This is a genomic window from Dyella tabacisoli, assembly GCF_003350925.1.
GTDB classification, from domain to species: domain Bacteria; phylum Pseudomonadota; class Gammaproteobacteria; order Xanthomonadales; family Rhodanobacteraceae; genus Dyella_C; species Dyella_C tabacisoli.
On record NZ_KZ857187.1, the window covers coordinates 1 to 25,763 of the forward strand.

A 25,763-nucleotide genomic window follows, 5' to 3' on the forward strand; every position below is an offset into this window, starting at 1 on the left:
GATGGTGCCGGGCGCGTGGTCGCCAGCATCGATGCGCAAGGCGACGTGACGACGACGAGTTACGACGGCATCGGCAACGCGATCGCCACCCGTGCCTACGCGACAGCACTGACGCTGAGTCAGTGGACGGCGTTGGGTAGCAATCCGACCTGGGCCGCCTTGCAAGCCGACCTCAGTGTCAGCGCCAATGATCGCCTGACGCAGACGTTCTACGACGCGGACAACCGCGCCGTGGCCACCGTCGATGCGGCGGGCTATGTCACCGTCACCACCTACGATGCCGCCGGCGATGCCGTGAAAACCACGGCCTACGCGACCGCACTGACCGGCACCCAGCAGACGGCTTTGAGAAATGCACCGGCGCTGAGCACGCTGCAGGCGGATTTGATCAGCACCGCGCAGGACCAAACCACGCGCAGCTACTACAACAGCCGTGGTCAAGTGATCTTGCAGATCGATGCCGCCGGTTATGTCACCACGATCCTGCACTATGAAATAGGGGAGGCTGACCTTGGCATCGGGAAACAAGCGGTCTCCACACGTTACACACAGGCGCTGACGCCTGCTCAGCTTGCCGCGCTCACCGGTGCGGAGACGGCGGCCTCGGTCGTCGGCATGGTGTCGGCCAGTAGCAACATGCTTTCGAGAGTCGATTGGGATGCCGCCGGACGGTTGCTGTACAGCTACAGCCTGGGGGCCGTCATTCTGACAAGCTACACCTACGATGGCGTAGGGCATCTGTTGACGACGACGGCACAGCGACGACTCGGCGGCGGTGTGCCGCGTATCAGCGCCAGTGCCTACGATGCCTTCGGCGATGTCGTGGGTACGCTCGACGGCGTCGGCGCCGCCAACCTGGTCAGTGGCATGACCGCGGCACAGCAAACGGCGGTGTTCAGCCAGTACGGCACGACAAGCACCTACAACGCGCTGGGTCAACGAATCACCAGCACCGATCCTCTGGGCAACACGACCTACGCGTACTACGACGCCAGCGGACGGTTGGCGTATACCGTACAAGGCCAGCCGGCCGGCAGCACGCTCAATGCCGTCGGCAACGTGACGGCCTATACCTACAACGCCTTCGGCCAGGTCGCGACCAGCCGAAGCTTCAGCAGCCCGTTGACGTTGACGACCAGCGGCAGCAGCAGCGGCACCACACTCAACGTGACCACCGCGACGATGGCGCAACTGGCGACGGCCGCGGCGTCGCTGGCCAACCCAGCGACAGACCGCTCCACCAGCTACACGTACACATTGAACGGTCAGGTCGCGAGCGCCGTGGATGGGCTGGGCTATCAGGCGGCCTATCAGTACGACGCGTTCGGCGATCTTCTCCAGCAGCAACAGCAGTTGAGTGCGCCAGGCAGTGCACTCAGTGCCGCCAACAGCACGATCACCAGTGATAGCTATGACCTGCGTGGTGAGCGTATCGGCGAGACCGATGCGCTCGGTACGAGCGTGGCGCGCAGTACGTCCCAGACCTACGATGCCTTTGGCCGGGTTACCCAGGCGACGGATGGCAATGGCCAAGTCATCACCTATAGCTACGACACCTTAGGCCGCAAGATCAGCGTCGCGCAGACCGTGCAGGGCACGGCGCGCATCGCGAATACCACCTACGACGCTTTCGGCAGTGCCATCACGCAAACCGACGCCCTGGGTAACGTCACCAGTTACCAGTATGACTATCTCAACAATAAGACCACGGTCACGACGCCCGGTGGCATGCAGATCATCACGGTGACCGACGTCTTCGGTGACACACTCACCGTTACCGACGGCGCCAATAACACCACCACCTACACCTACGATGCCGATGGCCATCTGACCCAAACCCAGGACGCTCTGGGCAATCTCAGCAAGAATCAATATGACCTTGACGGTCACTTGACGCAGAGTACCGATGCCACCGGTCATGTGGTGACTTACAGCTACGATGCCGGCAGCCGCGTGCTGACCCGCACCGTCGACCCGACCGGTCTCAATCTCAAGACGAGCTACGTCTACGACGGCCAAGGGCGCACGCTCAGCGTCACCGACCCGATGGGCAGCGTGACGACCACCAGCTACGACGCCGACGGCCATGTGCTGACCCAGGTGCAGGATGCCGGTACCGGTAAGCTCAACCTCACCACCACGTATACCTATGACGGCGCGGGCAAGACGCTCACCCTCATCAAGGGGGCCGGCAGCAGTGCGGCCAGCACCACGCAATACGTGTACGACAACCGGGAGCGCCTGAGCCAGACCATCGTCGATCCGGCGGGTCTCAAACTCACCACCAGCTACAGCTACGACGCCAACGACAATCTGCTCAGCGTCACCGACGCCAATGGCAACGTCACGCGCTACGTCTACAACGAAGCGAACCAGAAAGTCTTCACCATCGATCCCACCGGCGCGGTGACGCAGGCCACCTACGACACCGATGGTCGCCTGACCCTGACCCGCGGCTACGCCACCGTGCTCACGGCCGGCCAGCTCGGCACGCTGGGCAACACGCCCACGCTGGCGGCGATCACGGCCGACCTCAGCCCCAACAGCGCCGACAGCTACCATCAAAGCGTGTACAACGCCGACGGCCAGGTGCTGTACGTGTTGGACGGCACCGCGCTCAACGTGACCCAATACGCCTACAACAGCGCCGGCCAGCGCAGCTATACGCGCCAATACGCCAGCCCGCTCACCAGCGCCATCGTCAGCGCGACCGCGACGCCCAGCGTCATCGCCAGCCTGCTCAACCCCGGCAGCGGCGACGTACAAAGCTGGGCCGCCTACAACGCCGATGGCGCGGCGGTGTATCGGATCGATGGCGCCGGCGATGTGACCCAACTGACCTATGACGCCGCCGGTCGCATCAGCAAGACCACCGCCTACGCCACGCCACTGACCAGTGCGCAGCTCACGGCGCTGGGGACGGCGCCGACCACCGCACAAGTCGCCACGCCGATCGCCGCCAGCGCTAACGACCGCAGCAGTTTCGCGGTCTACGACAACGCAGGCCGCACGGTTTATGCCGTCGACGCCGCCGGCGCGGTAGTGCAAAGCACGTACGATGCCGATGGCCGCGTGACCTCGACGCACGCCTACGCGACGGCCTTGACCAGCGCCCAACTTACCGGCCTTGGCAACAACCCCACCGCCACGCAGATCGGCGCCCTGGTGACCGCCAGCGCCAACGATCCGATGCGCTACACGCTGTACGATGCCGCGGGCGAGGCGCGCTTTCGCATCGATCCGCTGGGCTACGTCACCGAGACGCGCTACGACGCAACCGGCCGCGTCGCCGAAACCCTGGCTTACCCCAACGCCGTAAGCCTCGCTACGCAAACCGGTGCCTTGCAGCAAGGCACCGCGTTGAGCTGGCTGAGCAGCACCGTCGGCGGCACCACCGGCAGCAATGCAGACAGCAGCGCCGAGGCCACGCTTTACCTCTATGACGCCGCCGGCCGTCAACGCTTCACCGTGCAGCAAAACAACGGCGGCAACCTCGCCCAGGTGACGGAGCAGCGCTACGACGCGAACGGCAACGTCGCCGCGCAGGTCGTCTATGGCAACACGCTCACCGTGAGCCCCGGACAGTCGTTGAGTGCCCAGCTCAGCACCGCCGGTGTCGCCGGCGTGGTCGCGGGCTTCGGCAACAGCCACCTCACCAGCCAGGTCTACGACGCCGACAACCGCGCGGTCTATCGCATCGACACGCTCGGCCATGTCACGCAATGGACCTACGACAGCTTTGGTCGCGTCACGCAGACCACACAATATGCCAACGCCATCGTGTTGCCGGCCATGGTCACCGCAAGTGCCATCGCCACGGCGATCACCACCGCAGGCGGCAGCACCGGCGCGCGGACAAGCGCGGCCACCTACGATGCGCTCGGTCACCTGCTGAGCAGCGGCGATGCGCTGGGCACCAGCGCCACCTACACCTACAACGGCCTTGGCCAGAAGATCAGTGCGACCAATCGCGACGGTGCGGTGTGGCATTACAGCTACGACAGCGCCGGCCGCCTGGCGCAGACGCAAAGCCCGGCCGTCACCGTAGGCAGCTACAGCAGCGTCAACGCGCAATTCCAGAGCGCCGCCAACCAGTACCTCTACACCACCAGCACCTACGACGCCTTCGGCGACGTCATCAGCACCAGCCAGGGTTACGGCAGCAGCGCCGCGGCGATCACCAATCTCAGCACCAGCCACGCCGCGTACGATGCGGCGGGCCGCCAGGTGCAGACCATCAACGCGCTCAACCTCACCACCAGCACGGTGACCTACAACGCCCTGGGCCAGGCCGTTGTCAGCAAGGACGGCAACGGCAACCTCAGCTACCGCAGCTACAACGCCGCCGGTGAACTGACCTATGCCATCGACGGCAACGGCTATGTCCAGTCGCAGACCTACGACGCCTACGGCAACCTGCTTACCGTCACGCACTACGCCACCGCGCTCAACACCGCCGCCATCAGCGGCTGGAGCGCCGGGCAACCGCTGACGCAAGCGCAGGTGGGCCAGGGGCTGGTGACCTCCGCCAGCGACCGCACCACCACCACCACCTACAACCAGCTCAATCAAAAGACGCAGGTGACGCAGCCCACCATCAGCTACGTGATGGCCATGGGGCAATGGGCCGGCAACGGCACCACCGGCGCCGCCACGGCGACGTACACCTACGACGCCTATGGCAACCTCACCAGCACGTCGAACTTGATCCAGGGTGCCTTGACCCTCAACGGCACCACCACTCCGGTCATCTGGGCCACGACCTATACCTATTACGACGCACTCAATCGCGCGGTGATAGTGGTTACGCCCACCGGGGCCTATACCAGCCCGCAGGGCTATATCACGACGACCGCGTACGACGCTTTCGGTGCTGTCGTTACCCGCACCGATTATGCGCAGGCGATCAGCACCAGCGGCATCAGCACGGCCGCGATGCCGACGATATTGGCCGCCCCGGCCGACGGTAGCCGCGCCACCTCGTATACCTATGACGCTATCGGCCGCCAAGCCAGCGAGACCCTGACCGGCATCGCCAGCTATACCACCAACGTGGGCGCCGTCATGGGGGCGTTGAGCAGCGGAAGTGTAGGCGGCGGCCAGAACAGCAGCGTGACCAACATCACCTACGACGGCGAAAACCGCGTCACCAGCGTCAGCGTCAACGGTACGACCACCACCACGACCTACGACGCCCTGGGCCGTGTGGCGACCGTCACCGCGCCCGCACGCCAGGCACTGGTAAGCAACTGGCAGGCCCTGCTCGAAGCCAATCCGGGTTACGACCTGACCACCGCCGCGCTTTACACCAATGTCAGCCCCGTCACCACTTATGTCTACGATGCGCTGGGCAATAAGCTGAGCACCAACGTTTCCGCCGGCGGCCTTAGCCGGCAGACGTGGTCCTACTACGACGCCGCCGGCGAATTGACCGGCGTGTACGATCCCAATGGGGCCACCCTGCGCAGCACGACGTACGACGCCAACGGCAACGTGCTGACGCAGAGCTACACCTTGACCGGCAGCACCACCGTCACCACCACCCGTACCTACGACGCCGACAACCAGCTATTGAGCGAGGTCGTGCAGCGCAGTGGCGTCAGCACCTACGACCGTTACGTCCGGCAACAGTACGACGCCTTCGGCGAGGTGGTCGCCAAGGGCGACAACACCGGCTACCAGGCCAGCTACGGCTACGACAACAACGGCAACCTGACCTATGCGTCGAACAGCCACACCGGCGCGAGGCATTACTACAGCCATACCTTGATGGGCTGGCAGGCCAGCGACGCCAACCTCATCACCGGGGGCAGCGTGTGGACGCTCGATCAGTTTGATCTGGCCGGCCGCGCGATCGCGCACCAGGTACCCAACACCGCGAGCGCCAGCGGCCAATCCAGCAGCATCAGTCATTTCGCCTACGACCGCTGGGGCAATGTCGTCAGTCTCACGGATGCCGTCGGCAACACCACGCAGAACTACTACGACAGTCGCAATCAGCTCTATCAGCAAGTGGAGGCCAACGTACTCGTTGTTTCCGCGAGCGGTGCGCGCACCTGGGCTACACCTACGAAGGAGTGGTACCGCAACGTCAATGGCCAGTTGATGGGCTCGACCGACGAGAACACCAACAGCGGGTGGAACGCCTACGACACCGCGGGCAACCTCACGATGTCGCAGGACAATACCGGCGCCCGAACCTACACCGCCTACGACGCCCTGGGCTGCGCCGTGGCGCAGCAAACCCCGCCGGTGCAAACCGTCAACGGCACCCAGGCCAACATCACCTATACCAGCTACGACGGCCTTAACCAGGTCATCGGACAAGGCTATTTCCAACTCAACGGCGCCGGCACCGCGCGCACCCTGATCGCGCAGCAAACCTATGTACTGGACAACAATGGTGACCGCCTTCAGGTCACCGACGCGCTAGGCAATGCCAGCTACTACACCTACGATGGCCAGAAGCGCGTCCTCACCAGCCAGACACCGCTGCAACACACCAACAGTCAGTCGAAAACCTTCGTCTACGACGTCAACGGTTATCTGACTCGCCAGACCGATACCAATGGCAACACGCAGAGCTGGGTGTACGACTACTTCGGCCGTGTACAAAGTCACGTCGATTTAAGCGGCGCGACCTACACCTACACCTACGACGCCAACACCGGCCTGCTGACCACCGAGACCAGCAACTGGGCCCCCACCGGCCCGGCCGCTACCACCACTGCCACGCTCAACTTCAGCTACGAAGCCGATGCGCAGTTGGCCGGCCTGACCGAGGTCGTCAATGGTGTGACCTCCACCTATGGCTACAGCTACGACGCCAACGGCAACGAAATCCTGGAGACGGTCAACACCCAGGACGGCAACGGCGCGACGGTAGCCAATCAAACGGTCATTACCTACGACAGCCACAACCGCCTGCAAGAGGTCACGGTCGAGGATGCCGCGGGCGCCGTCGCGACGATGCGCAGCGTCTATGTCTACGACGCCAATGGCAATCGCCGGGCCGTGTACACGTGCAGCAATACCGGTGCAGGCGGCGTGGCCGCCGCGCCGATTCCCGTGACAGCCGGCGCGCCCACCGCGATCACCCTGGCCGCCCAAAGCGTGGCGCCGGGTAATGCCTTGACCTATGCCGTCGGCGGCAACTTCAGCGACCCACTCGGCATCGGGCTTACCTACACCGCCAGTGGTTTACCTAGCTGGCTGAGCTTCGACGCCGGCTCGCAAACCTTCAGCGGCACGCCGCCGGTGCCGACGGCGGCAGGCAGCAACACCGTCACCGTCACCGCGACCGACGTGGTGGGTCGCAGCGTGAGCAGCACGTTTACGGTGACCGTGGCCTTGGTGGCGCCGGTATTCAGCAGCGGGGTTAGTAACCAGACCGTGCAGCCCGGCGCGGCGATGGCGGCGTATCAAGCGCCCGCCGCCACCGATGCCAATGGCGATGCGGTGACCTACAGCGCCAGTGGCCTTCCGGCGGGCCTGAGTTTCAATGCCGCCACGCGCACTTTTAGCGGCACGATCAGTGCCATCGCCGCCGCGGCGTACACGATCACCTATACGGCCACCTCCAGCTCGGGCACCACCATCTCCACCAGCTTCACCATCACGGTGCCCGCGGTGGCGCCGGTGTTCAGTGGCGGGGTCAGTAACCAGTCACTGACGCCGGGCGTGGCGATGACGCCTTATCAAGTGCCCGCCGCTACCGATGCCAATGGCTACGCGGTCAGCTACAGCGCCAGCGGTCTGCCGCCCGGCATCAATTTTGATGCTCCGTCGCGTACCTTCAGCGGTACGCTCACCGCCGCCGGTACGTACACGGTCACCTACACGGCGACCTCCAGCGCGGGCACCACGGCATCGCTCAACTTCGCCATCACCGTGCCGGCGGTGACGCCGGTGTTCAGTGGCGGTGTCAGCAACCAAAGTGCGATGGCCAGCATTGCCATGAGCGCTTATCAGGCGCCTGCGGCCACCGACGCCAATGGTTCGCAGATCAGCTATAGCGCCAGTGGCCTGCCGGCAGGTGTCAGCTTCGATCCGTCCTCACGCATATTCAGTGGCACGCCCACGACCCCCGGCTCGTACACGGTGACTTATACGGCCACCTCCAGTGCAGGGCCGGTAGCGTCCACCACGTTCGTGATTACGGTCGGCGCGGCGCCGACCCCGGTTTATAACGGCGGCATACCCACTTACATTGGCTTCGCCGCGGGCGATACGACCACCTGGACCATGCCGGCCAATACCTTCAGCAATCCGATGGGGCGCCCGCTGACGTATCAGTTAAACGGGTTCTTCCCGCCGGGTACCAGCATGGACGCCTCCGGCACGATAACCAGCTCGCCACCCATAGCGATGGCGAAGCAGCACTTCATCGGCCACATTTTTGCGACGGACCCCGTCGATGGCTTGAGCGTCAGCGTGGCCTTTACCCTCGTGGTTGGCCCGTACATCGGTGCGATGGTCGCGCGCCCCATGGTCGCCGCGGCGGCCGCTGCACCGGCCCCTGCACCCAACATCGTCGCCAACTGGTACACCTACGACGCCGACAACCGCGTCCAGGTCGCCAACGGCAGCCTGCAAAACGGCCAGATCGTTATCACCACCGCGACCAACTCCGCGGCCAATGTCTACGACGCGGCAGGTAATGTCGCGACCTATATGACGCAGAAGAGTGCAGGGCAAAACACCCTCCAGCGCAATAGCTATAACGTGCTGAACCAGTTGACCATGGTGCAGACCCAGGCGCCTGGCAGCGGCACCCTGGCGCCCTACGAAACACGCAGCTACGACCTCGATGGACGTCTAACCAGCGACGTCACCTATAACCTGCCAGGCCATCAGGGCGCCGGCACGTCCAACGGTACCCTGGTGACCTTCAACGACGCCGGCTGGGTCGCTACCGACACGTTCTACAGTTACAACGCCGACGGCGGGCTGGTCGATCAAAGCGAATACGCCGAGACATCCGCGCAAGCATTGATAACGCAATACGGCAACAACGTCGCCGCCAACTACGCCGACACCGCGCCGCCCAGCGCACCGAGCGGCGCCACCGCTGGTTCGCTGTTGCTGGTCACCGACAAAAACTACGGTGCGGCCGGCCCCGGCTATGGCTACGACGCCGAAGGCAACGCACTCGGCTATCGCGTCACCACCGGCAGCGCCGCGACCGTGGTCAACGGCAGCCCCACCAGCGGCACCATCGGCTACCAAAACAGCTACATCAAGCAAAACAGCCTGCTGCTCGCCAGCACCACGCCCACCTTGATCGCCGGCGGCGGCACCCTGGGCCAGCCCACCGTCAACACCTACAACGACCTGGGCGAGCTGAGCAAAATCGTCGGTACCGTCAACGGCACCAGCCAGACCCAGGTCATGGCCTACAGCGCCGGCGGCCAGATGCTGCAGCAAAGCACCTCCACCAGCAGCACGGTCACCACGACGTATGCGTCGGTCAACGAGCAACAACTCGGCAGTGTCGATACCGCCGGCAACATCAACGTACTCAGCACCACCGGTGGCTACAGCAACAGCAATCAAGGTACGCAGAACTACACCGTCAGCGCGGGCGACACGCTGCGATCGATCGCGCAAGCCATCTACGGCAACGGCAACTACGCCTACATCCTGGCGCAGGCCAATGGCCTGTCCCTCGACAGCACGCTGACCCTGGGAATGGTGCTGCGTATTCCGCAGGTGACCACCAGCACGAATGCCTACGACACCTTTCAGCCGTATGCGCAGGGCGCGTTGCTAAGCGGCGGCGGTACGGCGTTCGACACGACAGGACAGATCGTCGCGCTGTCGATCAGTGCGCTGCTCAATCAGCAATCGGCCTTGGCGCAGACCGTGGCGCAGATCGAACAAGCGTCGCAGGAGTGGGCACGTCAGCAAGCGGATGCGGCCGCGGCGCGGAGTGCGGCAGCAGCGGCGCAAGCGGCGGCCAATCAGGCCGAGGCGGCGGCCGCCGTGGCGGCCCAGCAGGCAGAAGCCGCCAAAGCCCGTATCGCCCTGGAAATGGCCGATGGCGAGCGGCTCGGCGGGAGCGCGCTGGAACGGGCCCTCACCGCGCGCAGACGCCAGTGGATAGAGCCGTGGAAAGCGGCTGGGTTAGCAAGGGGCTATGTATCGGCGCCCAGTGACGGGAGCATGCTGTTCTCTTTTGGACCCTCGTCTGAAAGGTCCAATAACAGCAACAGCAACAGCAACAGCAACAGTGGCAGCAACTATACCGTTCCGTCCGATTACTCCTTGGCCACGGGTGGTACGGGCGTCGGCGATGACTCATCGAGTACCGACAGCGGCAGCCAGGGTAACTCGGGCGGTTCAAACAATAACGATCAAGGCTCAGGCTCCGATGCGGGCGCCAGTGGCGGCGATACCGGCAGCGGCAATGGTGGCGGCATAGGATGGTCGGGCTTCGACAGCGGCCTTGGCTACCTGCAGCAAGAGCAAGCCGCCTACGACAATCAACAGATCGCCCAGAACAACGAGCAGATCAACCAAAACGATCAACAGGTCGCGCAAGAGACCCAGACCCAGGCGCAAGACAACGTGCAATACAGCCTGTATCAGAATCAGTACCAGCAGGCCGAGCAACAGGTGCAGCAGGCGCAGGCACAGGTGGCGCAGTTGAGTGCTGGGTTGAGTGCGTCCCATAACGATCAACTCGCGTCGGGCAATAATCAGAATCAAAACACCCAAACGGCCCCGGCTTATGACCTGAACAATCCGCTGGCCACGTTCAATAGCGACTCTGGCTACGGCAACACGGCCGCTGGAGGTGCGAGAGACTTCAACTTCACCGACCCGAATGCGTTTGCCCAAGGGTATTTACCCAATCAGAACCTGTACGGCTTGCCTTCCGGCGATAACGCTTCGTTGTTCTCCAAAACCGGTGCGAATGGGATGCCGTATCTCTTTACTCCTACGTTGGAGGCGGTGCAAGCCTCTAGCCATCCAGAGCATTACTACAGCGATCCCAACAGCCGACTTGATGGCGGGATGACCACGGACGAGAGCGTGAAGATGCAATCGGATGGGGCTCGCGTATGGCAGGATCGTTTGACCGATGCCCAGCAATCGGAGCAAATCAACGACACGGTGCGCAACAGTAGCAATGAGATTTTCCTGAAAGGCATGGCCGCACCTGCGGCGCTGGGAGCCGGTGCTGCGCTTGTGGCCAGTGCGTTGGCCGGTGCGTTGGCCGTACCCGCGGTGGCCAATGGGCTGGCCAGCATCGGCACGGCCGTGTCGGGCGTACTACCTGAAGGGATGGGGAGCGGCTTGGCTGCGGCAGCGACTTCATTAGGTACGGGCTATGCTGTTGCGGAGTTCTACAAGGGTGTCGCCCAACGCGACTATAGTGCGTTGTTGACGGGCCTCACCGGGTTGGCGGGTGGCGCGGAGTTGATGGCGGAAAGATCGGTCGCGGGGTATAAGCCGACGCCGTGGCTGGACAGTGCTTCGTCGAGGTTTGAGAGTGTTCCTGGCGAAGCAGTCCCATTCAGTCCGATAGTTGACGGCGGTGGATTGCAGGCCCATGAAGATGCCGGCGGCCATCTACTACTGAAGCACGTTGGGCAATCGGAGCAGGATCTATTGGATCGACTGGCTGCAGAGCCAAATATCAGTGGCTCGTCATCGTTCTATGATCGAGCTGCGGCAGAAAGCGCTGTTTCGCAGACAATTGATGCGAACCAACAAGCAGTGACAAACTGGTTGAGCAATGGATCTTCAGGTCGCTTGCGTCTTGACTATTCCTTGTCCGATCCCGTTGGCATATCCGTTTCTCGTGGCGCAACGAGCGCAGTTGACGTTAATTCCGCCCGTGTGATTCTAGTGAGAGACTCATCCATGCCAACTGGTTACAAGATCCTTACTGGGTTTCCGACAAAGCCATGACCTACGAAAAACTTGATGCACTGGGACAATTGCTAGGCTGCTATTTCCACCAGGATTGGCCTGACGAGTTTGAGAGTGATGCGGTTGCCTTGCGGGCGATTGTTGAGTCTGAGCCAAGGGAGCAGATTTCCAGCGGAGTACGAGAGATCGATGGACTCTTGGCTGATCCACCTTCTGAAAGTGCTTTGAGGGAAATTCTTGTCGATAAGGTTGGGTGCTACTTTGATCCAAGCTCGCAAGGACTGAGCTGTGAGCAATGGCTGCGACATGTTCGCGATGTATTTGCTAAGGCGTGAGTGCTTTGAAACAAAGATGTCAGAGTCATCACCTGACGCTTGAGAGCGTGGCGCGGCGAAGGTGCCCAAACGAGCGCCGCTTACAGCTTCAACAAATCATCTGACGCTTGAGAGCGTGGCACAGTGAAAGTAGCCAAACGAACCCCGCCACTCACAGCGGGGCTCGCACGTTACCAACTTACCTCTCTTGTTTCTCTTGCTTAGTCAGCAAATGCCCAGCCACCGCTTCCGCCCGTTCCGTCAAAAAATGCAGGGCCATAAACAAACCTTCCGTGGTCATCGGATTGAAGGGCATTTCTTCGGGCTCTTGGTATTGGTTGGTGTCGCGTAGCTCGCGAAACGATTCGCTGGTGGCCAGGATGCGCACCAGGGTCAGCACGCCTGTAAGCATGCCGGTGAGGGTGGTGAGGGATTCCTCGTGGGGGCCGACCAACGTGCCTTCGGTCAAAAAATAGCGACTTAGCGGGTTAAATTCAGCAGACGGGTGCTGCTCTACCGTACTATTCGTCTTAGCCATGACAACTCCAATGAAGTTTGTTGTGGTTAGCGGGTCAAGGGTGTTAGTCGCACCTTTGGCTCGCGCTTCTTACTTCTCCAGCTGTCGCTATCTGTGTGGTGGATCTGATGAAACCAGATAGCGACAGCCCGAGTCTGCCACGGGTTTGCACTAAAAGTCTGTAGGCGTTGCGCTCGAATGTGCGCTTGCCGATAAGCATCGCTACTCGACCTGGCCGTAGCGTCGTTATCACCACCGCGACCAACTCCGCCGCCAACGTCTACGACGCGGCCGGCAATGTCGCGACCTATATGACGCAGAAGAGTGCAGGGGTGGCTGGGTCGCTACCGACACGTTCTACAGTTACAACACCGATGGCGGGCTGGTCGATCAAAGCGAATACGCCGAGACATCCGCGCAAGCATTGATAACGCAATACGGCAACAACGTCGCCGCCAACTACGCCGACACCGCGCCGCCCAGCGCACCGAGCGGCGCCACCGCTGGTTCGCTGTTGCTGGTCACCGACAAAAACTACGGTGCGGCCGGCCCCGGCTATGGCTACGACGCCGAAGGCAACGCACTCGGCTATCGCGTCACCACCGGCAGCGCCGCGACCGTGGTCAACGGCAGCCCCACCAGCGGCACCATCGGCTACCAAAACACCTACATCAAGCAAAACAGCCTGCTGCTCGCCAGCACCACGCCCACCTTGATCGCCGGCGGCGGCAGCCTGGGCCAGCCCACCGTCAACACCTACAACGACCTGGGCGAGCTGAGCAAAATCGTCGGTACCGTCAACGGCACCAGCCAGACCCAGGTCATGGCCTACAGCGCCGGCGGCCAGATGCTGCAGCAAAGCACCTCCACCAGCAGCACCGTCACCACGACGTATGCGTCGGTCAACGAGCAACAACTCGGCAGTGTCGATACCGCCGGCAACATCAACGTACTCAGCACCACCGGTGGCTACAGCAACAGCAATCAAGGCACGCAGAACTACACCGTCAGCGCGGGCGACACGCTGCGATCGATCGCGCAAGCCATCTACGGCAACGGCAACTACGCCTATATCCTGGCGCAAGCCAATGGCCTGTCCCTCGACAGCACGCTGACCCTGGGGATGGTGCTGCGCATTCCGCAGGTGACCACCAGCACCAATGCCTACGACACCTTTCAGCCGTATGCGCAGGGGGCGTTGTTAAGCGGCGGTGGTACGGCATTCGACACGACGGGACAGATCGTCGCGCTGTCGATCAACGCACTGCTCAATCAGCAATCGGCGTTGGCGCAGACCGTGGCGCAGATCGAGCAGGCGTCGCAGGAGTGGGCGCGTGAGCAAGCGGATGCGGCCGCGGCGCGGAGTGCGGCAGCAGCGGCGCAAGCGGCGGCCAATCAGGCCGAGGCGGCCGCCGCCGTGGCGGCCCAGCAGGCAGAAGCAGCTAAAGCCCGTATAGCTCTGGAAATGGCCGATGGCGAGCGGCTCGGCGGGAGCGCGCTGGAACGGGCCCTCACCGCGCGCAGACGCCAGTGGATAGAGCCGTGGAAAGCGGCTGGGTTAGCAAGGGGCTATGTATCGGCGCCCAGTGACGGGAGCATGCTGTTCTCTTTTGGACCCTCGTCTGAAAGGTCCAATAACAGCAACAGCAACAGTGGCAGCAACTATACCGTTCCGTCCGATTACTCCTTGGCCACGGGTGGTACGGGCGTCGGCGATGACTCATCGAGTACCGACAGCGGCAGCCAGGGTAACTCGGGCGGTTCAAACAATAACGATCAAGGCTCAGGCTCCGATGCGGGCGCCAGTGGCGGCGATACCGGCAGCGGCAATGGTGGCGGCATAGGATGGTCGGGCTTCGACAGCGGCCTTGGCTACCTGCAGCAAGAGCAAGCCGCCTACGACAATCAACAGATCGCCCAAAACAACGAGCAGATCAACCAAAACGATCAACAGGTCGCGCAAGAGACCCAGGCCCAGGCGCAAGACAACGCGCAATACAGCCTGTATCAGAATCAGTACCAGCAGGCCGAGCAACAGGTGCAGCAGGCGCAGGCACAGGTGGCGCAGTTGAGTGCTGGGTTGGGTGCCGGGTTGCAACAGGGCGGTGGCGGATCCATCGATGGGCAGGCGATGCTGGATACGGCTTGGCAGCATGCCCAGAGTGGTATCGACAGTTCGCTTGCCACTGGTGTGCAAGCCAGCTTGGGTAATGGTAGTTGGGCAAGCTCCAGCATCACGGACACGGGCGGAGTCACTTACGATCCCGGCTCTAACATGCCGCTCGCAAGGTACTTCGTGCAGCCGGGTGCTGCCGATGGCACGGGACCTCAAGAGGCCGCACTACGCCCCGATGCTCAGCAAATGCAACGTATACGAGATCTTGTTCCTCTCATAAAAGTGGCTGGTATGAATCCATCGTTTGATCAAGATGCTTATAGTCAGGCGCGTGACGCGACTGAATACGCTACGGGTCAAGTGCTTGGCGGTACGCAGGATGCTGAATCTAGTGTTGCGCGAGCAGAGATGTTGACGCACGGTTTAGTGGCCACCAATTTGGATGCGGTGCAGGTGTCGGCTGTGAGTGATGCGCAGCAGGTATCACAGGGTAGTGCCGCTAACAGCGTGTCGAATGATACTGCCGGCGCGGCTAATGGCTTATGGAACTACGGCACGGGGTCGGTGCTAAGCGACCTGAACGAGCAGTTGCGGGACACTGTTCCAGGTAGCGACAGGTATAAGGAGCTGCGTGGTCAGGTGGCCTTGGCCGGCTCTTTGAGTCGTGATCCACTGGAAAATATGCAGGCCGAACGGGCGCTGCAGGAACTGAGCATGGCTCGTATGCAGGATGAGATTGCCCGCTATGGTGCGCCGTTGCCCACGCTTCGAGCCTACGATCCGGTCATTGATGAGCGGCTCCAGCGAGAAGAAGCCCAGCGTCAGATGCTCACGAGTAGTCCGTTTATGGGAGGGGCTTACGGCGTCTCCAGCGCATTGGGTGTCAGTGATCAAGGAGCTACCCGGATTGCAATTGGTGCCGGGCTTGTGATGGATGTGGCGATGGTTGCGGGTGCTGTGTATGGTGCGCGGGCGAGTAGTGTTTCAGACAGTGAGCTGACCATTGCTGCTAACGGGGCGAATGGAAACCCTGCCGCTATTTCTCGGGGGTTGGGCGAACTCAATTCACGACAGGCGGCAGTCCTTGAGCAATTGCCCGAGTTCGGATCGAACACGATCGTCGGTAAGTCCTTTGGGCAAAACGATCTGGCCGCGCTGACGGCTACAACCGGGGATGAATTTGCTATGTTCTCTACCGGTGGTCGGCGTTTGATTTACCGAGGCGATTTTGGAAGCGTGCCAGTTACGCCAGAGTTGGCTGAGCAGTTGTCTGCTCAGGGCTGGCGATGGTCTTCGCATACACACCCAGGTTTCGATGTTGGCGTGTTGCGCTCATCTCCAGGTGATCAAGCGGTTCTCCGTGCAATGGGCGGCAATCAGAGCGCTGTATTCAATTCGATGGGGCAAAGGGGTATGTTTACGCCGAATGGCGATAGCTTGAATGGATGGGTGCCATGGTGATGAAGAAGAAACTGCTTGGCCTAGACGAGATGGAGTTGATCGCGCGCGAGGCTACGCGCAGGGCCTTAAGTGAGTACCCTCAGCCGTCCAAAGAAGATCAGGCTAATTGGACGTTGGGGAAGTTCGAAACAGAGAGTGAGGGTGTGTTTGAGATTTATATTCCCTCGGATCGACCTTTGGATGCGACCGTGATAAGTCGTGCTCTGGTCGATCGTGCGACGGGAGAGGTGAGTGTAGAGGTCTTCCTCAAAAAGTAGATGTAAAGGCTTTTGTCAAAGCGCCCGCCAAGTGCGAGCGTTTTGTTGTTTTAAGCAATGTGGATCTGCCGCATCAACAAGTTGGAAGTTCATATTTTGTTCGGATAAACCCGGCCAGCTAAGGGGGCGGTGACATTTTCTTTAGGGATAAATGTCACTAACTCCTTATTTGCACGATTGGTGTGGACGTTCGATACAGCACAAACGAATTTGCATACGGCCCGACATCTTCGGGTGGGCGCCCAGGAAGCATTGTGTTTGACCCGGATGCATCTATCTCTGCGATCCGGCATGAGTATGGTCATTTCCTAGATGACCAGGCGTTGGGGTTTCCAGGGAAGAGGTTCTACTACGAAAATCCACAATTCCGTGTTGCCACAGAACGCAGCCAATACCTCGGTGAAATTAGAGCTGCACGGCAGCTCGGTGATGCAGGTGCTCGACAGACGCTTATTCAGGACTATCTGAGTGAACGGCAGTACGTGATCGATAATTACTACTTCACGCCTGACGGTACGAAAATCCCGTGCGGCGGACCATACGGACAATGGGAGTCACGATGCTTTTCCCAACAGATCCTGATAAGCGCCCTGACTTGTGGTCCGCGTTCGCCGGCAAGGTGGCGGCGGGCTCCATCTCCTTCGTAATTCACTCTGGCGAGAGACTGTCAGAGAAAGATAGGCAGGCACCGATAGTCGAGGGAGTGGACGATATCGTTAATTCATTCCGCTCCGCAGATGTTGTTAGGTTCGGATCAAGCCGTGGCAGCGCAATCGGTCCCTTCTTGGCTTTTGATCTAGAAGCTGGGGGTGCCCGGTTAGTGGAATACGCATTTGATTCTGGAATTCAGGCGCCCTCAGATGAAGCAATGCAAGAGGCATTACAGTCGGTGGCTATAAATCTCTTCTTTGAAAGGAAAGAGATTTCATGCATTTTTCTTCGAATTGCTCTGCCGAAATGGGATGCCGTTGAGTGGGAGGCTTCTGCACAAGGTGGTGTGACCGTGCTTCGGAGGAAAGTGCCGAAGTTGTAGTTTCAATCAATGTAAATACTGAGTCAGTTGCACTTGGTCGGATTGCGGCGAACAATCGTACGGCCTCTCCCTTGGCTGACCTCCGTACTGCCCAAAATGAGAGGTCACTGACCCCTCATTTTGGCGTTCTTCGAAGCGGCGGTCAGCCGCGAACGATGTTCAGGCCGTCGTCTGGTACAAGTTGTTGGCAGCAACAAGTGCAAATCTGGAGTAGTAAATGATGCTGGGTAAAGGGCTTGTTTGTCCGTGCTGCGGATACCTGACGATACCTGACGATGGCACGTATCCAGGTACCTTCTTCGTGTGCCCGGTGTGTTATTGGGAGGATGATGACGTTCAGTTTCATGATCCCAATTTTCGGGGTGGAGCTAACGAAATGAGCCTCAATGAAGCCCGGGCCGCGTTCGTGAATTTTGGATCGGTGGATCCCAAATTGTCGGCAAAAGTGCGACCTCCCCGACCCGAGGAAATGCCCTAGTCATCCTGCAACAAAACGCCCGCCTTAAGCGGGCGTTTTGTTGTTCCAAGCAATAGAAACGCTTTAATTACCAATGATGCCGTCAATCAAGAGCTATAGCGCTAGAGGGTTCGAGTCAAGATGCGGACTTCCTAGATCGTGGGTTACAAAGTCACTGACCCCTTATTTTTCACATTACATACTGGCGTTCTCTGTATGCACAGGAAGTAACGGTGAATCAGGCTATTCCTAGAAGTGCAATTATGGGCCGGGTGAAGAAGCCATGACTGAGGTGAATACTATGCGGGAAGATTTGAAGGAGAGGCTATTTAGGTTTCTTCTTCCGATCCAAACTGAGCGCTATGTTGATCATCGTGCTTTTGAAGATGTGATCTCACGCGCGGATGACGCGGCGCGATTATTGAAGTCGTATGAGCTGGTCCCCAAGGCTCTGTTAAATGATCTCCATGCGACCTCAAAGGTGCTTCGCGCGGAGGCCCTTCATATCAAGTCTGAAACCGGTGCAATGCTTAAGATGGCAGAGAGGCTGGAGTATGTGTTTGACTTGATTCTCTTGGGCGAGTCCCTGGAGGATCGGATTCCCGGTGTTCCCCGAATCATTTGATTTGAGCAATTGGTCTTAAGGAAACGAGCGAAATGGATCAGAGGCAAGTCCAAATTCCCTCTCTGCATGTGCCCGCACAAGTGGAGATTTCAGGATTTGAGGTGGTGGATGACAGCCTGCACATGATTGTGAATAAAGGGATCAGTGACATTTTCTTTAGGAATGAATGTCACTGACCCCTTATTTCAGACCCCTTATTTCCAGCGTGGGATGAAGCTGATCGTTTGGTGTGGAAAATGCGTGACAGAGACGGGCAATGATTGGCATTTACAAAGATCAGCGGCTTGCCGAGCTTATTGACGCGTATGACAGCGGGCTGTATCAAAAGCAAGAAGTTATCTCTGTTTGCATTGATTTGCTTGCTGATGAAGCAACACGGGACGACCTATGGCTCCAGCTCCCTGATTGGATCAGCAGTGCGATACAACATCGCTTAGCGAATTTTGACCAGTCGGAAGAGCTGGTTACTTTTGGACGGGCTGACCCTGCGGCCGTTAAGAACGAAATGATTCGGCTCAAGCAGTGGATTCAAGCAAGTCAACGAAAGTAAACCTATGGTAACTAAGGGGTTAGTGATATTATCTTTAGGGGTAAACGTCACTGGCCATTTATTTCGGTCTTTACAAGGAATGCCTAATGATCCTTAAGCTATTTTATCGAGTGGAATTTGTCGGTAAAAAGCATGCTGAATTGAGTGCAGGAGACACTGGGTACATTATTGAAGACTACGGTGATGGCAACTACGAGGTTGAATTTTCCAATTCGGATGGATCGACTCGTATTCAAGTCGTCATCAATGAGAAGGACCTCGTGCTCAAGTCGATTTAATGTTGGCTGAGCCCTAACGACAACAAAAGGTGTTAGTCACATTTTCTCTAGGTATAAATGTCACTGACTCCTTATTTGCAACGAATTGCGATCACGACTGGTGGTAACGGGTTTATCGTGGGAGCCAATCCCGCGGGAGGTATTAAGTGAGAGTAATTAAGTTAATGGCTGACTATCATTGCTATCCGCTTTGGGAAGCGTCGCCAGGCGTCGTCGGTAATATAGATCCAGTGACCTTGCCAATCCACAAGGGGCTGATTGATCGGCTAAACGCGTGGGCTAATGACTACGATGCGACGCTGAACCTTGACGATCCAATGGCATCTGGATTTGCTAGTGAGCAGGCTAAAAGTGAGTTTGCCAGCAGGGCTGGCTTGCTGGTGGCAGACTTGCAGAACGAGCTTGGGCCAGAGTACGTCGTCAAAGCCTATGGGTAGGGCGTGACGACTAGCTATGAAACAAAAGTGTCAGAGTCATCATCTGACGCTTGAGAGCGTGGCGCGGCGAAGGTACCCAAACGGGCCCCGCTTATAGCGGGGCTCGCACGTTACCAACTTACCTCTCTTGTTTCTCTTGCTTAGTCAGCAAATGCCCAGCCACCGATTCCGCTCGTTCCGTCAAAAAGTGCAGGGCCATAAACAAACCTTCCGTGGTCATCGTAACAAGAGGGGTCAGTGACATTTTCTTTAGGGATAAATGTCACTGACCCCTTATTTGCCGTGGGGTAGAGTGGACTGGACTTCGCACCCGTACCTTGAAGGCGAGGTTCATCCTGATCCTCACATCCATGAGATCTACTTAGACTTTACTCAGGGTCAGTGGCGCTCTACAGGATCCAAAGCCTTTTTGAGTATTAATGTGACTGATGAACGCAAAATTTGGAATTATTTTAAAATCAGCCAAGAGGGAGGATCTTTTGGTGCGGATTCCTTCTGGATCAAGGTCGTGGGGTGATGAGATTTTTGAAGTGGGTGATGTGGAATTTTCCTTCCCGAAAATGGGTGGGGTTAAATTTAAAATTTACCCCGTTCTAGGCTTTATAAAAAAGCATCTTCCCTTTGATCTACAGGGGGATGAAAGCGAATATGCGTCAATTGATGGGGAGGGTCTTGATGATTATGAGAATGGGCTTCGAGTTGGTCGTTTTGATGTTGAAATAAGTCACCCATTCGAGCGAGGATTAAAAACACTCATTGATGAGATTGGTTTGTGCTCGATTATGCTGGTTCCGGACAGTGATGAGCTTGAAGAGTTCATTTCTATTAATAGCAGTCAACTAATTTATTTGGTACGCAATAATATTGGAAACTTGGCTCAATCAAAGGGTTTTCTGGCATCTTTGCGCAGTGACTGAAGTGTTGGTGAATAAAGAAGCAAGGGCGTCAGCGTCAAAAACAATAAAGGGGTCAGTGACATTTTCTCTAGGGATAAATGTCACTGACCCCATATTCTTGTTACGACATTCATTATCCCCAATAGGAGCAAGTGCCGTGACATCGACCAAGCCGGTAAGGAAGATGAATAGAGATGAGATGATACAGATGGTCGATGTTCTTCTTCATCCCAAGGGGCGAGGATTGTCCTCGGAAGATCTTACATATCAACTTAATGTGGTTTGTTTGAACTGCCCGGATCCATCCGCGGCGATGGACATTCTTGTCGAAACACTTCCGCCGATTACCGCCGAGGAATTGGTTGGCCGAGCGCTCTCATGCCCCCCAAGAGATATAGCTGCCGTGCCTTATTCAAAATTAGCTGAAAATCATCCGCTTCGTAAGATGAAATTTGGTTAAGCAACTTACGATTTCCAGGCGTGGTAGACGCTTACCCAGTAGGCGTGGATTTGCAGTTGAAATGCAAGGGGGCTGAACTGACGCTCAACAAAAGGGGGGCGGTGACATTTTCTCTAGGGATAAATGTCACTGACCACTTATTCTTTCAAACTAAATACCCCATTCTCTGGCTTTACAAGGAATGCCCAGTGATCCTTAAGCTCTTTTCTCGGGTGGAATTTGTCGGTAAGCAGCGACATATTTTATTTGTCAGGTCAGGAGCTCGCTATTCAATCTCTCCTTGCGGAGATGGATAAGTGGAGCGCGGCCGAGCAGGAGGATTTAGTGCGTCACTGGGCAGGTAAAGGAGGGCTCGCATCACTTACCGAGAATTTTAGTAAGGCTTATGGATGGATGCCTCGCTATAAGATTACCGTTTAACTGTTCCAAGCACGGCAGCAGAGCCTATCGCAGGGGTAGGTGGACGGTGGGCTGTCGTAGACGAAAGCGCAAGTCCTTCTATTGTGCAGCAAGCCACTGCAACCTTTTGTGGTCCGGGACAACAAAGGGGTTAGTGACATTTTCTTTAGGGGTAAATGTCACTTGGCTACCACTCATTCGCTACCTAGTCTGAGGCAAGGTGTGCAAACGGCTATTGGACAGAGTCAGCTAGGTGCTTGCCCGATTTGAAGAGGACAGGCATGATTCTCGCGGGATGTCTTACCGCTTAGTAGCATTCGTTACGCAGGGGTCGGATACGCGAAAATGAGGCTTGCATAGTCTCTCAACGGATGCAGGGGAATTTATGTATTTTCATAAGAACGGGGTTGCCTTAGCGGCGACCCTGGGTTGTTTGTTGATGGTGGGATGTGCTACTGACACGCCAAAGTCTGTGCATCAAAACAAAGAGGAATATTTGGGGCGATCGTTTGCGCCAACTCATCTGTCGAGGTCCTTGCTAGAGGCGGCAGCTCAGTCCGCAGAAAAGCCATTGCCTTTCAATAAGCTTATTATCAAGCAGGCGACAACAGTCAAGTATCCAACTGGTATGACCACGGAATGGTCGAGCGATACGGTTTATAGAAACGCCGGAAATGGCCTGGTCGAAGGGGTTATCACCTATTACAGCAACGGAATCGAGACTCAGACATTATTCGAATTGACGTATCGCGGTATCTATCCGTTGATCTGGCAAATCATTCCCTCGAATAACGTCAAGATGCCATTTGTTGGACAGGTTAAATCAATATCTCAAATTGATAGGTCATTTGATAAGCCATCGCTGAACTTTGTGTATAGAACTAGCTGGAATGCTCCAAGAGCAATGGATGGCGACGGCAGCAGGTCGTGCACATCTACGGGTGTCTATCCTGCTTCAAAATTGAATTCAAAAATGCAAGGTGAGGCGAGGGAGTATGATTGTAATGTCACGAATGATAACGGCATTGCGAGTGCTCTACAGAAATATGTATATCTTGATGCCTATGGAGTGGCGTTCGTCAAGTCAATGAAAAAAACCGATTTGAATCTCAATTGGCGTTTTGTTGACTTCAAGGTCGAGTAGCTACAGGTTGTAGAAGAAAGTAAGGTGTCAGAGTCATTATCTGATGCTTGGATGAGGCATTAGCTGATGGGGTGGACGCGCGTGCGACGTAGATATGCGCGACTACGCTTATCGGATTTCTCGTGTCACGCCAGCCACGCTTGCGAGGCGATACCCAGCGACGTGGCTTGCGGATCGTTGGGGTTCGCTTGCGCTCACCCCAGCCTACGATGGTTGAGCGACTACCTCACCCAAACGAGCCCCGCCACTGAACCGGCGGGGCTTGCACGTTATCGGCTTACCTCGTTTGTTTCTGTTGCCTCTCCCGCAAACCCAAGGCCACCGATTCCGCCCGTTCACTAAACAATGCAGGGCCATAAACAAACCTTCGATGGTCATCGGATTGAAGGGTGTTTCTTCGGGCTCTTTGTATTCGTTGGTGTCGCGTAGTTCGCGAAACGATTCACTTGTGGCCAGGATGCGCACCTGGGTAAGCACGCCTGTGATCGGGCCGGTGAGGGTGGAGAGGGATTCTTCGTGAGTGCCGATCAGGGTGTCTTCGGTCAAAGCCGTCGGTAGGTTGGGCTGAACGAAGTGATGCCCAACAAGATACCTTGCGCAACGTTGGGGTTCGCTTTGCTCACCCCAACCTACGAAAAGCAAAGGTGCTATCGCCAGACGGCTTCTGGCGATAGCACGAGTGCATCGAAAGGCTTAGTTTTTCGGCTTGCGGAATTTCAGCACGAACTGGTCGGTGTGGCTGTGGATATCCGGCGAAAAAACGATCTTGTCGTGGGCGTCTTGCGGGTTGCTCAGAAGGTCGCTGCGGGCTTCGAGTACGAATCCCGCTGCCTTCGCCTGGGCGATGACTATCGCCGGGTCGATGCGGTGCAGGGTCTTGGCGTCCTGCTCGTTTGAGCCGGCCTTGGCGGCGTGATCGAGCACTACATAGATGCCGCCAGGCTTCAACGCCTTGAATACTGCGGCGTCCATCTTGGCCGTTTCATCGGCACCGCTGGTCCCTTTGACTGCAAACACGCTGACCCCGCCATAGACATCGTGGTAATTCTGCGAGGTCCAGACGACGTCTAGTGGTTCGTCGGCGCTCATCTGCTCGTAGCTGCGGGTGATTAACGAGATATTGCCGTATACCGGGTCAGCGGCGAGTGCCTTGATGCTGTCGAGCTTTTTTGGTGCGCCTTCGGCCACGCTCTCGGGAACGACTGCATAGACGTGCCCTTGCGGCCCGACCAGTTTGCTGAAAATACGAGTGAAGTAACCACCGCCAGGAATCAGGTCGGCCACTTTGTCGCCCGGCTTGATGCCGGCAAAACGTATCAGCTCGGCTGGCTTGCGGTTAACGTCGCGATCCTTGTCGGCGGCCGGCCGGGCACTGTCAGTGACTGCCGCGGACACATCGTCCACGGGGGTTTGCGTACCGGCCTGGGCCAGCGCCGTCGTTCCAAGTAGGAGAAGACCGAGCAGCAAAGGTTTATTCATGGGTTGTATGGCCTGAGATGTGGAGTCGATGAGGGTGCTAGGCGCTTGTGACGCGAGATGTATCAGCGCAGGCGTCGCCATACGACTTCGCCGTGTGCTCCCTCGGCGGCGCCACTGGATGGCTTGGCGACGGTGTAAGTTAACTCGTCACCCTGGAGGGTATACGGCGTACTTCCATCCTTGTTGTCCCAGTTTGGATACGACGCGTGATCGATATGTGTGTGCATCGTCGTGCCATCCGCACTTACGCTACCGTAATGGGCGTTGCTATCGAGTGATGCCGCACGGTATTCCTCCGGTGTGCCTTTGGATTTGTCATTGACCGCAAAGGGGCTGCGTTGGGCACGCACGATTTGCATCATGTAATGACCTTGTGCATCGATAAGCCATGATCCTTGTGGGCTCGCGCCATACAGCTCTACGCGCCGGCCATCGGGATAGACATTGTCACAGCGCACCAGGGTCCAGGCGCCGATCAGTGCCGCCGGTACCGGGCTATGCGTTGCGGTCGCGGGCGTCACGCCAGACGGCATGGTCGCGGCGTGCGCAAACGGTGTGCCGCACGCGAACAGCAAGCCACAGATTGTGGACATCGCTTTGTATCGAAACATGAGGGGGTGCCTTTAGCGTGGGGGACTCGGCTGAGCGTAACTCGCACCCGCATGAGCGATACATCCGTGCCGGCATATTTCAGTCATTACAAAACGACATGACTCACCGGGAAAGCGCATCGATGAGCTGTCGGTCGATCAAGGCAAAGCCAGGTAGGTTGGGGTGAGCAAAGCGAACCCCAACGTCGCGCGGCATTGGGAATTATCGTGGATCCCAATGTTGGGGTAATGGGCGCCATCGTGGACTTCAATGTTGCGATATTGAGCATTGCCGCGAACCTCAAGGTTGCGCCACGTTGGGGTTCGCTTTGCTCACCCCAACCTACCGGTGCCGGGTTATCGTTTTTATTTGGACGTCTGAACCAAAGTGGCCATTTTTAATATGTACTGCTGGCGGGAGGATGGATGTTTGTCATGGGTGACTTTTCGTCTTGAGGATCTTCGTCAGTCGTTTATGTAATTTCATGCGATTTCACGCGCTCTTCACGTTATTGGTTTCACGTCATCTTCACGCTATTGCCTTCACGCTTCCTTCACTCAATCAACACGTTTTGTTGAATGGTATTTGCGTCGCAGTAGTTCCCGCAGGTTGCACTGCCGTATGATTAAGTTGGGTCACCAACTGGTCATTCACGCGACGCAGAATCGTTTCAACCAACGTTAGGTTGGCGACAAACGTAAAGTGCATTGGGTGGATGCAGGCGTCGGTCGAAGTGACTCGTATGGGGGATACGAAGGAATGAATACGCTCATTGCCGACGAGGCGATGAGTGCAGTTGAGCCAGGAGCGCGGGTTGGAGCGAGACATGGGGACGGTGGGGATTAATTCTTGGGCATTTTCAGGGTCTT

At 58.0% G+C, this 25,763-nt stretch carries 17 protein-coding genes; 14 read left to right on the forward strand and 3 right to left on the reverse strand.

The features are described from left to right. Nucleotides 1-15: 15 nt before the first annotated feature. Entirely contained in the window at nucleotides 16-11,919 is an 11,904-nt protein-coding gene (locus DVJ77_RS20565) for a putative Ig domain-containing protein (RefSeq protein ID WP_225428125.1), read from the forward strand. After that, nucleotides 11,916-12,215 (forward strand): contact-dependent growth inhibition system immunity protein, encoded by a 300-nt coding sequence (locus DVJ77_RS21285; protein WP_162791625.1) that lies wholly within the window; start codon nucleotides 11,916-11,918, stop codon nucleotides 12,213-12,215. The genes DVJ77_RS20565 and DVJ77_RS21285 overlap by 4 nt, the downstream gene beginning before the upstream one ends. A 178-nt stretch (nucleotides 12,216-12,393) precedes the next feature. On the opposite strand, the gene DVJ77_RS20570 is transcribed toward DVJ77_RS21285, so the two are convergent. Further along, entirely contained in the window at nucleotides 12,394-12,732 is a 339-nt protein-coding gene (locus tag DVJ77_RS20570; protein ID WP_114847414.1) for a hypothetical protein, read from the reverse strand. A gap of 185 nt (nucleotides 12,733-12,917) precedes the next feature. Here DVJ77_RS20570 and DVJ77_RS21290 point away from each other — a divergent pair, with 185 nt between their 5' ends. From DVJ77_RS21290 to DVJ77_RS20620, 12 genes are all read left to right on the forward strand, one after another. Further along, nucleotides 12,918-13,139, forward strand: coding sequence for a hypothetical protein (locus DVJ77_RS21290; RefSeq protein WP_162791626.1), 222 nt, complete (start codon nucleotides 12,918-12,920; stop codon nucleotides 13,137-13,139). Further along, on the forward strand, nucleotides 13,136-16,288 hold the full coding sequence (locus DVJ77_RS20575) for a LysM peptidoglycan-binding domain-containing protein (protein WP_114847415.1): 3,153 nt from the start codon (nucleotides 13,136-13,138) through the stop codon (nucleotides 16,286-16,288). The genes DVJ77_RS21290 and DVJ77_RS20575 overlap by 4 nt, the downstream gene beginning before the upstream one ends. Beyond that, on the forward strand, nucleotides 16,282-16,545 hold the full coding sequence (locus tag DVJ77_RS20580; protein ID WP_114847416.1) for a hypothetical protein: 264 nt from the start codon (nucleotides 16,282-16,284) through the stop codon (nucleotides 16,543-16,545). The genes DVJ77_RS20575 and DVJ77_RS20580 overlap by 7 nt, the downstream gene beginning before the upstream one ends. A 559-nt stretch (nucleotides 16,546-17,104) precedes the next feature. Further along, the gene (locus tag DVJ77_RS20585) at nucleotides 17,105-17,578 is read left to right on the forward strand and encodes a hypothetical protein (RefSeq protein WP_114847417.1); all 474 of its coding nucleotides are present in this window, start codon (nucleotides 17,105-17,107) and stop codon (nucleotides 17,576-17,578) included. 220 nt (nucleotides 17,579-17,798) lie between these two features. Then, nucleotides 17,799-18,056 carry a CPCC family cysteine-rich protein gene (locus DVJ77_RS21740; RefSeq protein ID WP_114847428.1) on the forward strand — a complete coding sequence of 86 codons (258 nt, stop codon included), beginning with the start codon at nucleotides 17,799-17,801 and terminating at the stop codon, nucleotides 18,054-18,056. Between the two features lie 262 nt (nucleotides 18,057-18,318). Further along, entirely contained in the window at nucleotides 18,319-18,660 is a 342-nt protein-coding gene (locus tag DVJ77_RS20595; RefSeq protein ID WP_114847418.1) for a hypothetical protein, read from the forward strand. A 256-nt stretch (nucleotides 18,661-18,916) separates the two neighbouring features. Further along, nucleotides 18,917-19,210 carry a hypothetical protein gene (locus tag DVJ77_RS20600; RefSeq protein WP_114847419.1) on the forward strand — a complete coding sequence of 98 codons (294 nt, stop codon included), beginning with the start codon at nucleotides 18,917-18,919 and terminating at the stop codon, nucleotides 19,208-19,210. Between the two features lie 86 nt (nucleotides 19,211-19,296). Beyond that, complete coding sequence (locus DVJ77_RS20605) at nucleotides 19,297-19,488, forward strand: DUF4926 domain-containing protein (RefSeq protein ID WP_114847420.1); 192 nt, start codon at nucleotides 19,297-19,299, stop codon at nucleotides 19,486-19,488. 146 nt (nucleotides 19,489-19,634) lie between these two features. Beyond that, entirely contained in the window at nucleotides 19,635-19,925 is a 291-nt protein-coding gene (locus DVJ77_RS20610; RefSeq protein ID WP_162791627.1) for a hypothetical protein, read from the forward strand. Between the two features lie 428 nt (nucleotides 19,926-20,353). Continuing rightward, nucleotides 20,354-20,842, forward strand: coding sequence for a hypothetical protein (locus DVJ77_RS20615; RefSeq protein ID WP_114847422.1), 489 nt, complete (start codon nucleotides 20,354-20,356; stop codon nucleotides 20,840-20,842). A gap of 136 nt (nucleotides 20,843-20,978) precedes the next feature. Beyond that, nucleotides 20,979-21,281: a hypothetical protein gene (locus DVJ77_RS21295; RefSeq protein ID WP_162791628.1), complete on the forward strand. Its 303-nt coding sequence runs from the start codon at nucleotides 20,979-20,981 to the stop codon at nucleotides 21,279-21,281. A gap of 784 nt (nucleotides 21,282-22,065) precedes the next feature. Next, on the forward strand, nucleotides 22,066-22,824 hold the full coding sequence (locus DVJ77_RS20620; protein WP_114847423.1) for a hypothetical protein: 759 nt from the start codon (nucleotides 22,066-22,068) through the stop codon (nucleotides 22,822-22,824). Between the two features lie 693 nt (nucleotides 22,825-23,517). Here DVJ77_RS20620 and DVJ77_RS20625 read toward each other — a convergent pair. Next, nucleotides 23,518-24,303: a class I SAM-dependent methyltransferase gene (locus DVJ77_RS20625; protein ID WP_114847429.1), complete on the reverse strand. Its 786-nt coding sequence runs from the start codon at nucleotides 24,301-24,303 to the stop codon at nucleotides 23,518-23,520. Between the two features lie 62 nt (nucleotides 24,304-24,365). Next, nucleotides 24,366-24,896, reverse strand: coding sequence for a lipocalin-like domain-containing protein (locus DVJ77_RS20630; RefSeq protein ID WP_162791629.1), 531 nt, complete (start codon nucleotides 24,894-24,896; stop codon nucleotides 24,366-24,368). Between the last annotated feature and the right edge of the window lie 867 nt (nucleotides 24,897-25,763).